Source organism: Cardiobacteriaceae bacterium TAE3-ERU3 (assembly GCA_019218315.1).
In the GTDB taxonomy this organism is placed as follows: domain Bacteria; phylum Pseudomonadota; class Gammaproteobacteria; order Cardiobacteriales; family Cardiobacteriaceae; genus JAHUUI01.
On the sequence record JAHUUI010000009.1, the window covers coordinates 1 to 15368 of the forward strand.

The 15368-nt window shown below is 40.0% G+C and carries 8 protein-coding genes, 1 tRNA gene and 1 pseudogene; 5 read left to right on the top strand and 5 right to left on the bottom strand.

Translation table 11 applies throughout. The annotated features are described in order from the left end of the window. Positions 1–107: transposase (locus tag KRX19_11445; protein ID MBV7435634.1), on the top strand; the 107-nt coding region annotated here is incomplete at its 5' end. A 425-nt stretch (positions 108–532) separates the two neighbouring features. Here the strand turns inward: KRX19_11445 and KRX19_11450 are convergent. Together KRX19_11450 and KRX19_11455 are read right to left on the bottom strand one after the other, a co-directional pair. Beyond that, positions 533–1665 (bottom strand): annotated as a pseudogene (locus KRX19_11450) (DUF4113 domain-containing protein). A 14-nt stretch (positions 1666–1679) separates the two neighbouring features. Further along, on the bottom strand, positions 1680–1916 hold the full coding sequence (locus KRX19_11455; GenBank protein MBV7435635.1) for a hypothetical protein: 237 nt from the start codon (positions 1914–1916) through the stop codon (positions 1680–1682). 379 nt (positions 1917–2295) lie between these two features. Between KRX19_11455 and KRX19_11460 the strand changes: the two genes are divergently transcribed. From KRX19_11460 to KRX19_11475, 4 genes are all read left to right on the top strand, one after another. Then, a tRNA-Val gene (locus tag KRX19_11460) sits at positions 2296–2372 on the top strand. Between the two features lie 170 nt (positions 2373–2542). Continuing rightward, positions 2543–3064 (top strand): hypothetical protein, encoded by a 522-nt coding sequence (locus KRX19_11465; protein MBV7435636.1) that lies wholly within the window; start codon positions 2543–2545, stop codon positions 3062–3064. 573 nt (positions 3065–3637) lie between these two features. Next, positions 3638–5983 (top strand): hypothetical protein, encoded by a 2346-nt coding sequence (locus KRX19_11470; GenBank protein ID MBV7435637.1) that lies wholly within the window; start codon positions 3638–3640, stop codon positions 5981–5983. Positions 5984–6211: 228 nt separating this feature from the next. Next, positions 6212–9631 carry a site-specific integrase gene (locus tag KRX19_11475; protein MBV7435638.1) on the top strand — a complete coding sequence of 1140 codons (3420 nt, stop codon included), beginning with the start codon at positions 6212–6214 and terminating at the stop codon, positions 9629–9631. A gap of 58 nt (positions 9632–9689) precedes the next feature. Here KRX19_11475 and KRX19_11480 read toward each other — a convergent pair whose 3' ends face one another. The 3 genes from KRX19_11480 to KRX19_11490 form a co-directional block, all read right to left on the bottom strand. Continuing rightward, on the bottom strand, positions 9690–10250 hold the full coding sequence (locus KRX19_11480) for a hypothetical protein (GenBank protein MBV7435639.1): 561 nt from the start codon (positions 10248–10250) through the stop codon (positions 9690–9692). Between the two features lie 212 nt (positions 10251–10462). After that, positions 10463–12985, bottom strand: a complete 2523-nt coding sequence (locus tag KRX19_11485) for a S8 family peptidase (protein MBV7435640.1) — start codon at positions 12983–12985, stop codon at positions 10463–10465. Positions 12986–12993: 8 nt separating this feature from the next. Next, positions 12994–13959 (bottom strand): ATP-binding protein, encoded by a 966-nt coding sequence (locus KRX19_11490; protein ID MBV7435641.1) that lies wholly within the window; start codon positions 13957–13959, stop codon positions 12994–12996. Positions 13960–15368: the final 1409 nt, after the last annotated feature.

The window sequence follows — 15368 nt, forward strand, 5'->3', positions numbered from 1 at the left end:
GGGAGGTGGCCGAACAAACGGAGCAATGGGTTGAGTTATACAACATAGAGCGGCCACATGACTCGCTCAATGATATGACTCCAATTCAATACAAAATGAGTGCTTAAATTCTACGAGCACGCTGTGTAAAAAATGGGATAGTTACACACCCTTTCTGGATTGACGGCATCGACTGGCAAAAACGTCTGTTTTAGAATCAATGATTTACAGCCATCTTATTGTATCTCACGCAACTGTCGGCAAATTGGCCATCGTGTGATTGAAGTGTGGCGCTATCATGACACCGCCTTACGATTTGTTATGTGTGCTCTTTTGGGCTGTATTCTCTTAGCCGGTTATATCAGAACATTACTTAAGGAAACAACGGATGGTAGGCTTCCCTATCCCTCTCTATCCCTATAGCTAGATAGAGTTTGCTCTAAATCCAGAAAAGAAATAAGAGCCTCTTTCGAGTTTCACAAGATCCTGATAATCCTGGTTTCACCAGATCTGGCAGAGACTACCCCACCTTTTATCAAGGTATGGTTGAATTTCATAAATGCGGTATATATGCTGGAGAAAGATTATCACGACGCATACCCCAAGGTTGATTCATGCCTTGAGCGGCCAAATAAATATTGTGCCTTTTGCCGTGATTAAGTTATCGAGTAGCGACATCAGGTGCTCGTCATTACGAATACCACCAACTGTAAATAGGTCTGGTTGGCGATGATGGGTGCTGATGATTTGTGATAGCGCCACACCGGCTTTGCTGTATGCAACCCCTTCCTGATACAGGGTCGGCAAAACCGACATCACTGTATGGACAAGATCGCGCGTATCAGCAGTGGGTGCCGGTGAGGCTACCATTCTGCTGGCAATGGTGTATTCTGCCAGTGCCTCACCTAATGACTGTTGATCACAAACTGGCGTGCCAAAGCTACGAGAGCTGATAATCTGTTGCCTTGCAGGACGCACTTGTTCCAAGCTAAGACACGAATGCCCATTCAGCTCCGCCACAGTTCTCGACAATACGACATTATATTGCTTGCGGATTCATCCTGGATTGCGCCTGGTAAGATCCGATGCGGTATGAATACCGTATCCGACCAAATATTCACTCAGGTGACGTCCAACACCCCAGACTTCTTCAACCGGCACCAAAGCCATCAATCGCTTTTGTCGTTGCGGGTCAGACAAATCGACTACACCACCAGTTGCAGTCCAACGCTTCGCGGCATAATTGGCCAGTTTGGCTAGAGTCTTTGTGGGGCCAAACCCGATACCAACAGCAAGCCCCGTCCATTGCTCAATGGTTTGTCGCCACTCGATACCAAGCTGATCAAGATCACGTAAACCATCGGTAGTCGCAAAGCATTCATCAATGGAGTACACCTCATGAGCCGGTGTCAATTCAGAAATTGTGGTTATCAAGCGGTTAGACATATCCGCATACAGGGCATAATTAGAAGAAAAGACAGTTACACCCTGACGAGCCAGTTGATGTTTAACCTTGAAATAGGGTGTACCCATCTGAATACCAAGCTTTTTGGCTATGGCATTACGGGCAATAATACCCCCATCGTTATTCGATAAAACAACTACCGGTTTATTACGTAGGTCAGGACGGAAAACTGTTTCGCAACTTGCGTAGGAGCTGTTGGCATCAATCAGCGCAAATCTCATTAACCTTTCCTGCGTCACAACTGGCGAACAACATCGGTGACTACACCCCAAACTTCAAAGTTGTTGTCTTCATCAATATTGATCGGTGGATAATCTTCATGATGTGCCAAAAGGTGAGGGTGAGGCTCAAGGCGTAATTCCTTGACCGTGAATTCCGTATTGATCAACGTAATCACAATATCACCATGACGAGCTGCAAGAGAGCGATCAATAACGAGAATATCATGGGGATAAATTCCGATGCCTGCCATGCTGTTTGCATCATAATCGACGCGAATAAAAAAGTTGCTGCGGGATGCTGAATATAAAGCTGATTGAGATCCAGTGCTTCTTCTACATCATTTTCTGCAGGTGATGGAAAGCCGGCACGTACTGTACTCCGTACCAGTGTATTGGCTCGTGGGGGAATTCACCTGCAGTGGCTATGATGTGACAGCTTGATCTTAATCTAACCATTTAAGCTTAGGTTTGGGTCGTATATACAATTTAGTGGCATCATAATTATAACCATTATACCCTTGCCTGGCTCAGAACCGATGTCTGTATGAAGGAACTAAATATAATAAAACAATTTTCATCCAAAAAAAGCTTGATCAATAAAAGTTCAGTCTATATAATTGCGCGACTCATAGACGCGTAGCTCAGCTGGTTAGAGCGCTGCCTTGACATGGCAGAGGTCGTTGGTTCGAGTCCAATCGTGTCTACCAGAATTTATAAAGCCACTTTCATTTGAAAGTGGCTTTTTTGTGTCTTTAATTTTGAAAAAAATGAAGGCAGTGTTCTGTTTATCTGGAATGGCTCTTAACTGTAAGAATCAAGACAATTAAAAACAATTACATAAAATACGACTTTGAATTTATAGAGATGGATTAAGGCTATGGCAGAACTATTCTGGTTCATATTACCTTGGGCGTTATGTGCGCTTATTGGTTGTGGGGTAATGTGGTGTTCAGCGAAAATCAGGGCAAGGAGAAATAAAGCTCCCATTTTTCACTTTGAACCTGACGATACAAGAGCAATTTCTGGTTTCATTACTCTCTATATGATTGAGTTAGGCTATCTTCACGCCCCCACTGAAATGGATTTGCACAAATATATTCCTATGGCCAATATACACAATCTAGATATACTTATGGCTGTGATTATGCTTGGATCTTCATTATTGCTTATAAGACAATTTAAAAAGCACTGGAAACGTCAAAGTAGAGATGAGGTTGGCATTATTATTCTGCTGGGAGTTCTACAAACAGCTCTGGCTATGATCGTTGCCAGTGATAACCAGTCCATAATGACCCGTCTAGTTGGCAATGTTATATATTTGTTGCTTCCAGCCTATGTATTATATCAACTCAGTATTAAACCTTTTTCTAGCAGTAATGAAAATAATAAAGATGGTTAGAAATAACGTATGTAGGCTCTCTCAAAGAAGATTTTGGCGATCTGTGTAAGTGTTATGCCTCTCTAAGGAATAGTATTGTAAATACACATATATCAAACACTCATTTCTTAAAATAATCAGGCCACATTTTTATACCAATACAGGTTATTGATCCTAGAGTGGATCAATAGAAAAACGGATAGTCAGATTTGTTGCTACAGTGACAAATACTGAACTGTAGTATGGACTAACGTCTAGTGCATGCAATGATCCATACGGAAAACTAACATAATCTCTTTATACTGTCTGTGGAATCCGGTGATCCTGTTACAACAGTATGGCGGTAAGAAAGCGAGCCAATCAGGGCTTGTCACCTGCTACCCACTCACCTTGAACTATTTAATATAAATAAGAACAAATAAAAACAATTTAAAAAATTAAAGCCATATATTCCAATTCAGTAATACAAAATGTAGGCATTTTGCTATCAATCAGTATGAAAATAAATGTTGCCGACAGACCATAGATAAGACATAGTATTTCTATAAAACAATGATATTGAATCATTTTAAGGTCTATTATGGAGAAGCACGGATGATCAGCAACACGGAAGAAATCTCGTTAGATACATGGAATACGATATCCGAGAGGATGGATAGTCGACCACTATTACGCCTCGTAAACTGGTTGATGTATGAATATGATCCTGGCATTGTGCCAAATGACATTATTGAGGAGCTGCATAATCGGCTAGTAAATGGGTTCGGTGCGTATGTCGATATCCTCCCTGATTTAATTGATCGTGAGTTGGTCTTTTTTTTGGATCGTATTCATAATCCACCGGCTAACCGAATCAGTGGGGAACACCAACTTGCGATCCTAAATCATGTCAGTAGCATATTGTCGAAGCGCGACAATTTCTCCGGAAATAATCGAATACTATATGACCGACTCATACGTTTATTTCTAAAATCATTCTCCCCACCCATTGAAAACAGCCTCAAACCCAGCCGATTTAAGAGGCCTTTCGCACTTATCCTAATCGAAACGATTGATAAATTTATACTTCCCAACCTAGCTAGATATACTCGAGGGTATCCGGACAGTGTGTATAGTGCAGAGCATCTCGCGCAGACCCTGTTTTATCACACTAGCCGATCCTATGAGGGTTATACCAAAGTACGATATAGGGAGATCCTACGTGGACAACTGAAAAAAACAGGTCTTTCACTACGGATGTGGGAAAAAATAAAATATTTAAATTTTTCCATGACGATCATGCATCTAGTCGGTGACCTGTCATGGGACAACCTGGTTGAACATCATACTCAACTGTTTTCCCCGCATACAGACAGCGACAGGGAAGAGGATGCAACCCTAATTATTGAACCAAGATATGAGGCGGCACCGTTTTATATTGCCAATGCCGCTACCAGCACACTAACTACAACACAGCAAACTCATATCAGTAACCGGGCTCTGGCATTACCTAGCGCACCATACCGACCTACTGCAGAACAATATCAGGAGATTTTTGCAGTATTATCACAGGGAACTCAGGCCAATGATCGGGGGGCCGCTTGGCACGCTTGTTTGCTAATTTCCCTCATTACAGGCGTTACAATCCATACTCTCCTGTCACGGGCGTTCCAAGATAGACTGGCTGATAAAATAGATAATACCAATGATCCCGTGATCTATTTGATGCGGTCTCGTTATGTCCCACTGCATGTACGATATCAAACTGCGGAAAACAAAAAACACCTGTACACCAATGCCGAATGGCTACCTATACCCATCCCAACCTGGCTGTGCACGGTATTTTTGAATCATCGTTCGAATCGGCCACACGGGGAGGATGAGGAAAAATATCGAATAAATGTGATGCGCAGTCTAGAGAGAATCCGCAAATTTCACCTAAAACCGCGAATTGGACAGCAGCGGGTCACGACTGGGGCAATTGAGGGCTGTTTGCACACTGTTTTGTTCAGGTATACAGGATCTCATCACTATGCAGATATTATCTGTGGTGTGCCTGCACGTCGATCAATTGGGCTCTACTATACCAGCGACAACATCGGCACAATTTTGAATCACTACCAACAGGCCATTGATTTTCTGGCAAACGGACAGGATTTTTCGACACGCTATATCGAAATAGAGGCCAAACGAAATCAGGATTATTATGTCGGGAGCAGAGTTGCCATGCGACCGGGGTACGCAAAAAACCTCATGAAACGACTATATGATGACTATACATCAGAAACCCACCCCATCGCACGCTATAACAGAATGATTATATATGTCTGGCACGCCTTGCTTCTACTGACAGGTGCCCGCACTATTAATGAATCACCCGGTCGGCTGAAATCATATAGATTGAATGGACGTCCATTTGTCATGCTGGATGACAAAAACTCACGGTCAGTACGCCAACCCAGGTACGTGCCACTTGCGACACTTGCTGTACAAATCATCAGCCAATATAAATCGCTACTCCAGGAACTCAAACGACGAGCCAATACAAAGATGCTGGAAGGCATAGAGAATATTGAACTAAGTAAATCGACACTACTGGCGTTTTTGGGGATTAAGCATGATGAGGAAGGCAATGAAATTTATTACCTGAAACCGGTTAGGGTCTCATTAATTCAGATATATATGAATACATATCACAACATGCCTCTGAACTGGAGCCGGCATTTTTTACGGACTGCTATGGCACATAGCCATGTTAATGAAAATATTATTAATCAAATTTTTGGACATGAAAATCCTCAGGCAGAACTGGTTGCACATATTTCAAGTGCATCGATTGCGGATCTAGAGGAGGCGCGGGAATTCCTCAATAATCTGGCTGATGATCTCGATCTACGACCTCTACACACTCCCAATACACGATTACGGAAAAATCTAGATGAATTCCTGGCTACGGTCTAATAGGCGTTTGTATGAACTCTGTGATTCCCATTGTTCGCTCAAGGATCGTGTATAACTCTGGAGAGAAAAATGAACTACTTGAGTAAATCGAAAAAATGTATCCGTAGTCTGTGTGAGGCTCATTTCCCTAGAGTGCGACCTATTCATCGCAGACAGATTGCATCATTTGTGAAACGCGCGCATAAGTGGGTGCATGACAACACCTCGTCCCAAGACGAGCGAACAACCATGGAAAATTTGATCAGGTCATGGGTGCACAAACATCACTATGGGCAGCTATCTGAATATCACAGGGAGATGAAATCATATATCAAACAGTTAGATAAAAATAAAAAAACCAAGGTCCGTACGCCATTAGGTATTGGCCCGAAAGACTTTGAATCTACGAATGAATTTGATCGACTGGCAGCCACAGCACTACGAATTTTTGAGACCTGTGATCGTTATACCCATCAAGAGGTTTTAGGATGGATGGTTTTCAGTGCAATGCTATGGGATGGTATAAAAGATGAAGAAATTTTGACGGCATTTTTATTCAATATCGCGCACTGGCATACAAAACTATACCCTGATGCCTATAACGCAAAACCAAATCTAGACGCTGAATCGAGTGAGGATGAGGAGGAGATAATCGTCACAAGCCCAGTTTTGCGGCCGTTTATCCACCATACCACTATTACCACAGTCGACTATTCATCCTCTCGGGGTATCGGCTACCGCGCTCTAGAGGATAATTTGGTTCGTAGCGTACAACAGATCGTCATCGGAAATATGACTCGAATGTGGATCGTCCGGCTCGCAAAAATCTCTGAGGCAATACAATTTCCAAAGGATCCCAAGGACTGTCTAGGAGTCATTGCCAAATATGTCGGCTATAAAGCTGAGCGAATCAATTCTTTGTACCGATTAATGCGGCAGGAGGGTTTATTTTTTCAACAAACTAGAGAAATACATCCGCTACCTATTGCCATGAGTTGCCTCAGCACTGGTGCCCGCATCCAGATGGTAGGGCTACGAGAAAATAATTGGTTGAATATCGTTAGCCTGACAAAAAAACCTGAATTTATCTCTAAAATGCCCGATCAATGGAAAAACGCCGAACCGCCGATGGTTTTTCGTGAAAAAATCCCTACCTGTGACCACTCTGATGCCAAGCAGATTAGACGCGCTTTTGCTGAAAGAGCCAGAGAAATCCAAAAAGAGCGCCAGCAACCCGAACCACCAAATCCAGGCGCTATAACTAATTTAGCGCCTGCAGATACTGAAAATGCCGAACTCCTCCCACCAGATTTGGAGGCTGTATCCGAACTGTTAGAAAAAAACGTACTATCACCTCTGGGACAGGTTTTGACCCATTGGTATATGTCTATGAGAGATGTAGTTACCAGTACGCGACAACAGTATTTTGGCCAAGCATGCCATATCTTGATGATTGCGGATAATAGTTCGGACTGCACGGATTGGGATAAAGACGACTTTATCGCTCTTTACAGGCGATTAGCTAGATTTTCAATGGACCCAAATCGTGGTCTGGATGCTGAAGATGACGATGATGACGATGACGATGACGATGACGAATCTACGCAGGATACGAAGAAAGACGACTCCAAGGGCGCGATGTACAGCGCGCTGCAACGTTGGCATTCATTTTTGGTTGACCACTATGCCGATAATAATGAGGCTGCGGTGCCAAAAATAAATATTCATCAGTATTTACGCGTCATAAAATCAACAATAGTCAACAGCAATGCTCTATCTCCATATGTATACCAATCATTACTGACAGCGTGCAATAAAGCACTGTCATTTGATGCAAACATACTGAAATTATTTATTATTCTTGCATATAGAACAGGTATGCGACGCAGTGAGTTGCTAGGGATAACTATAGAACATTTTACAGGTCTGGATACCGACAAACCCTATTTGACAAAAAATACACGGGGTAAAACCACCTCTGCTCAACGCCGAATTCCACTGTGGGGACTACTGCTACCTAGCGAGCTGAATTTTCTAAAAACGGTACTCAAAACAATATCACCATTTGATAAGAAACCGCTATTTGCTCGGGTGAGCTTTAGTGAGGACCGTTATCCAGAAACAACACTGATCCATACCATTAGTGAACTATTACGAGGTATTTTGCCACGATATCAGAGAATTAATTTTCACATGTTTCGTCACGCTGCACTCTCGAATTTTATGCTGGCATCTGGCGGTCATCCAGAATTGGTCGAGTCGCTGACAGATTATACGGCTGAGGACGTTGAGCGTATGCAACTCAGTTTTAGAGGTGCGCATATAAACAAACAGGAGAATTTTATCGTTGGTGCACGAGAGGCGGGCCATTTAACGCCCGAGGTTACATTCCTACACTATTTTGCCTATGGATGGCTGAATCTGACCTATACCCTCGCTCGATGCCAGGATTTAATTCCTATGCGGGCGGTATATAACATTACACAGTGGCCTGAAAACAGGTTACGCAAATTTACAAACAATAATGATCATTCGATGATTTGTCTGAATGATATCAGCCTTTTTTTGTATATGGATCTGCATGATAGAGCCAGAACATCATTTGAAACTACGGCAAACAGGAAAACAGGCCATGAGCCACTTGATCCAACTCTTGACCTACCACCAATGTTTAGAAATTTTAAAATAGAGTATTTCCTAAATTGGTTATACCTAATGGATGAGGAGAGCGACATCAGTAATCAGGTAGATGAAATAGAAAAGATCGTAAATCAGAATCCGAACCCGAAGACTGGTCGCAAGCAGAAAAAAATAGATAAGGAAAAAACCAAGCTGGCTGGACTGGAAACTGAGCTTCAACAGATACGGGGAAATATTTCGACTCAGGCCAGAAAAATACATCGGGATAGCGGTAAATCGTATGGCGCATTATCACCCTATGAAAATGCTACTGCGAAGGACAAAAGCCCTTTTGAAAGAAATCATACGGAGATGAAACGGCGTTTCCACAGGTTGAAATATCCCCTCCCACCTCTTGGGAAAACCAGGGTCAACATTCACCTTTTTAACCCGAGAAAGAAACTCTGTGACACTGTTCCGCTAAAAATGGGACCCATAACGTCGTCTATTTTAGATACGGTGATATCTAATATTCGCCAACTACGTATGGAAAGCCCCCGAGACTATGGCTTTCTGGTTAATAGATTGATCAAATTAGTCAGATGGGACAACAATGAAATACGTAGTACAGGGCAAAATATTGATGAGCTTTTGCATCTGATTGAAATTCTGTGTCGTATTTTCCCCAACCCTGATGACATAGTTCGCATGAATAATGGGGATTATACGTGCGAAATTCTATTCATAAGAAGAACGAAATTGAGTCGTAAAAAGGGCTTAACTGGCACAGTCATCTCTAATGCATCCAATACTGAATTGAGCAAAAAACGTAACAAAAGGAGGGTAAAGCACGGGGCTGATGAAAACCACGCAATTGTCTATCTTAGAGAGCACTACCCTAATTTTTCATCCATTAGAAAAAATACGGCCGATGAATACAGGATACAGTTGCTGGTAAATGGAGAGAATCGCTACGATATACTCTTCTACATTCCTCTTATTATTTTTATGACTGATATTACTATACCTGCTGATGGCATATTAAATTAGAAAACTTACTTTTTATATTTGGAGTTGATACAACTGACTGCACCATAAAAGGGTGCATTTACGATGCCTCTTTTAATGCTTCTTGATAGGCCTCCATATCGACCAAATGCGTATTGCGCCCAACACTTTTTAAGTCGCGTAAAGCAATATCAGGCTTTGCTAAGGGAAGTCGGTCTGAATAGACGATAATCCTTTTATTTCTGATATCTTTTCCAACATCACGTGTAGTGTGGGAAAAATAGAACCTTCCATAAATTGGGCAGTCAATTTTTCCGCTTGGGCCTGTAGTCATCAATGTGGCACAAAATGGTATCTGAGAAATGACACTCCACATTGAAAGAGCCAACTCTAGGCTGATATAGCTAATTGCATTAGGACGAAAGGTCTCCACTATTTGGGTGCTGATATGAGATTTCGATGCCGTTGTTCCAGTAAAAACAAAAAGACCTCTAGTAACACGATGCAGCACGCCAGCACTTACTGCTCTATTTATCGTGCTGGCAAAAGCAGCTTTAGTCTGGTCATGGATCACAGAGCGTAGATCACTGGTGCTATAAACCGCTTTTTGCTCTTCTTGATTCTTGAACTCTAGCGGCCTTTGAAACGATTTAACTTTCATAGCTTTAAGATTCTTCCAGTATGAATGACATCTTTAGTGGGGGTAATGTTTTGACATAAGCAACATCTCTTCAAGAGAGTTTTCGACATCATGGGATCTTTAAAATCATCATATTTCCGAGAGTACTCATACGTTACAAACATAATATCCAATACAGTAAGTAATAGATCACTGTATTTGCTATATAAATAAACTAAGGATTATATGTAGTCTTACTCATTAGACTCAATGATAACTGGAGTCTTAATGACAGATTTAATTTTATTTTCTACTTCGGAATAAATATCCACTTCAATGTTATCAACTTCAAGAGTGACTATTAATGTGTAATTAACATACTTAGTACAGCGCTCTTCATCTTTATTTTGTTTCCACCAGCCAGTCACGGGTTTGACCGCAATCATAAATACTTGTGAAAGTTCCGCAGCTGTCCCGACCCAGTAATCCTTATGTATGGATCCATACTTTTGTAGTTGGCTCCCAAAGAACCACCCATGAGAGAAACTATGTTCAGTATAATTTTCACTACGATGATCGCTCCTATTTATACTATCAATAAAGTCCTGTTTATTCTGCCCCGGTTTACATAGATTAAAAGTAAGACCATGTGATCTATAAACATATTTGCTTTTAATGTTTGAAACTCTTGGATTGGGTTCAACAAAGTAAGATAACGTAACAGTCATTTTTACTTTTGAATCAAGAGGAAGTTCATTGAGAACTTTCGTAGGCCAAGGTAAGTCATGAAGGTTGAATTGATTGAGTTTGAAATTTGCAGTTTGATCAAATGGTTTTAAAGATGATTCTATAATCAATGTTAGCCTATCATTTTTGCTAGCGATAGCTTTTTCAAGATTAGGTATTCCATATCCGCACACCTTAAAAATTTGTTTTATATGATCTTTCTTTACTCCTTTTGAGTTATCCAATTTAGCTATTTCACTCAACTTATCGTTAATAGGGGCAGACCATTCCGCAGAGTGAATCAGTAGACCTCTAATCGTTTCGGCTTTGGCATTTGGATAAACTGACATGATTTTCGCAGCAATATATGAAGCTTCTGCAGTAGCAGCACTTGTATCTGTATGAGAAGCGAATAAGTTTCCTTGTGTTTTGCCTGAGGCCGTCAAAATAGATAAGTCCTCATGAAAATCAATTGAGCCATCGGAGAGTATTAAGCGGTTTCCTCCCTCACAAAGAATATCTGGTTTAAATGGCGCATCACCCCACTCCCAATCATGAGAGCTTGAGGTCGTTGGGTTTATATCATTAACTTGAGAACAAATTATTGGATTATTTATACCTTTTGCATCATATAGTTTAGTATAACTACCTACAGTGACTGCATTCCAAGCTTGGGCTGGATCGTTAACTCGAGCAGATCTTGCATTTTCCCAATAATCTTTTTGGACTCCTGGGGCATTTCCTGCGGAGATGACAAAAATATCAGAATTTTCTTGGAATTCTGTAAAGCAGAAATTATCGATAGCTGTTGACCAAGAAGTAGGATATCCATTATGACCTGAACTAGGATTAGTTACAGCTAAGCTATACACTCTTTTTGAATATGGCCTATCGACAACCAATTTATTGATAGTATCAAGTGTGACCGCACCATATAGCTCTTCGGGGTTAGCAAGTGGTGGTGGTGGTAAGATTCTACCTGATTCTATTTTATGTGTGAGTTCAATCGATTCACTACTCATCAAATAATCTACAAGATTGGCTCCGTAGGCGGCCACGCCAGCTTGATATGAGCCGTGATAAACGGGTGATAACGAAATGTACTGATCATCATAATTAGCCCATTTGCTATCCCACGAGACACAATAACTTGCCTTGCAAACTTTTCTTAGGATAGGGTTATTGTAGTTAATGCCTGTATCCAATATGGTGACAAAAATATTCGCATCATCATTTAGCCTGATACGATTATTAAAGTCCTCTGTAAACTCAAGCTGGTCTCGGGGTTCCATTTCAATAAGAACACTTGGACTTTCAGTAGATACACGAAATTCGATTATATCAGGATAGTCAGTCACTAATTTTTCAAGCTGTCGTCGTGTAGCTCTTGCTTTGAAAATAGTAATAGTTGGTAAAGATATGTGAGATTTACTAATGAAACTTAAATCATCACCTACTCTCAATATGAATTGATTTTTCTCCTCATCATCACTAAATGATATCCATATTTCACATGCAACAGTATCATCATTTTCTGGTAAAAGCTTTAAATCGTCATTCCATAGATCCTCAAGTGTTGATGGTCTAATTTTGGATACATTATTTAACATTTGAAGGTTTTTGGGCTTCTCTGTTTTTGTTTTTTCATTTATAAATTGCTGTATCTTTTGGCTAAACTTATCTTGATTTTCTTTGCTCGTATAAAAAGTAATAACCTGACTACTATCTTCATATTTTAATGTTTTAAGTTTAAAACTAGTATTATCAAATTTACTTGCATCAAGTTCTTCCTCAGGGTCACTAACAATACTTAAAAAAATCCCTTTATCACATACAAGAGGAGAAACTCCTTTACCAGTTTCATTGTTAAAAGCCAGCTTAGTCGAATTAATTTTTTGTATGGATTTTTCCAATTGATCAAGCAATTTATTTCCATGCTCGATATTATTTTTTATATTTGATAATACTAGTCCTCCACCTTTTGAAGGTTGAGCATAGTAATCGTATTGTTCTGTAGTACTAAAAAAAAGATGAGATTTGTTTTTTTTCATGTGATGAATTAAAGTTTTGTTTTACTATTCAAAGATCCGAGTAAAAATTTCTTATCAATAATTTTATTATTACTAAGAATTGCTTCCTTTGCCGCATCATCACATGCTTTTGTAATCTCAGCGTAGCTTAAATTCTTAGATGCTGTATATATTTCTGACCAGTCCTTGACCTTAAAATTAAACTTACTAAATCTATTACCGATAAGCTGTTGAATTTCTTTTTCATCGGGTAGGTCAAATTCGATGATGTCATCAAAACGTCGAAAAAGAGCTTTATCAAGGGCTTCTATATGGTTTGTGGCTGCGATAACGATACTACTTGATTGTTCTTCTTCAAAAAAAACCAAAAAAGAGTTTAGAACTCTCTTTATCTCACCTATGTCATTACCATTCCCTCTAGATGATCCAATAGAATCAAATTCATCAAAAAGATATACGGCTCTATTATTTGATATGAAATTGAAAATTGACCTGAGTTTGGCGGCTGTTTCTCCCATAAATTTGCTAATCAGCCCATCAAGTAGAATCGAATAGAAGGGCATATTCAATTCAGTAGCCAGCATGGCGGCTGACATTGTTTTTCCAGTACCCGGGAGACCATGGAACAGTAACTTTCTGCGCGGAGTAAGGCCAAACTCTCTAAGACTAGATATGTTTTTATGTTCCTTAATTACTTTTTCTAAATGCTGCTGTACCCTTTCTGAAAAGATAATCTCATTTTTTTTTACAGAAGTGAATTTAAGCTGGAGACTACCATCTAGCTCATTTTGGGATGATAGAATTACAGCATTTTTATCAAAATTCTTTTGGACTGGTGAACCCTTATCAATTATGGTTTTGATTTCTTTTGCCACTTTATGATGACCAGCTCTAGCTTCGCTAGCAGCTATTTGTAAAGAGACTGATTGAAACTTACTAGCATCATTTTGATAGTGAGCCCTAATCAGGTTCTTAAGCTGTTCAGCAGTTGCCATTTTAAAATCCAAATAAATACTAGTTGATTTTTACATTATAACAAATTTCCATACGCTCTCTGAGGGAATACAGGGAGAGGTATAACCTCTCGAAGATATCAATCTCGTGCTACCCACCATTAAATTATCCATGATTTAGCTGTGCTGTATTTAGATATCATATACATCTAAGCGTCAGTTGATTCATAACTTCAGAGAAGATTGAGTCTAAACTCTGTCTAGTAATAGAGTATTGACTAGCAGAGCTTGGATAAAATCACTTAATCAAGTTCCAAAGATAGCTTTGTAGATCATCAGAGCTCTAATTCCACTCACACTCTTTCAAGTAAAGCTAAAAATTAGCAGTAACACCATTAAACTTGATCAGCCTTCGTTTGGTAAAGCTCCAGAAAGACTCAATACCATTGATATGGCAATGACCATGGGCAAACGCGTTATTACCATGGTTGCCCCTGAAATGTGTGGCATAGCCAACATCTACCAAACCATTGTAACCGCGCCTACCATCCAGTATATGACACCATCAAGTCCTACTTTACCGAGAATAACACTCTGCAAGGTCTTTTTCTTACAGTCAGGAATTATCTCGGTGTAGACGCACCCTTGCCTTTCAAAGATACCAAAAACTGGTCGCTTTAAGGTACCACGGCCACTTTTAAGCCAAACAAAAGATTTTTCTGGTTTATTTGATACTGATAAATCTCTTGCAGGAAGATAGCCTACCAGTGATTGACGGTATTACGATTTAAACCTAACTGCATATTCTTATTAGTGTAACCAACTACTCTTATTAACCTTGTCCACCTGTTCTCATTCAAGAGTTAGTTTGGCTATATTGCAAACTAGCACCACCCACGACCACAGTTATATTTTAGTGTGGTCACCACTCACATTTAGCGCAACCAGTAGTCTGATTAGTAATAGCAACATATCAATTATTATTTTTCAATCACATTTTTTTTCTGCAATAAGTTTAGCAAATCTAACTAATTCCGCTTAGATCCATTCTGCAAACTCGCCAACTATCAACTACCGTAGTTTTTTACCATTTTCCTGTAGAGTTTTATTGGGGAAGTTTAGTTCTAATTGTGTCATCATAACCTCAAATATAACATCTACTTCTACTGTCACAACTCTTTTACATACCTCGGACTATAGCTTTTTGACATCTTGAACAAAAACTCTCAGAGCAAATTTTGGGAATTTTTGTTACATCCGATTCTTCGAATCGAATATTAAAAAGCGGTGAACATGTCACCGCTAAAAATGACATAGTATTTGATCAATACTATAATTTAAATCCGTACTCACGCAGATATGCACGCAGGTTTTCGTCATTAATTGTCAAGATAATCCCGATGCGTTTAAATATACTGAACCCCAGTAGTATAGCGAGAACAGAAAAGACT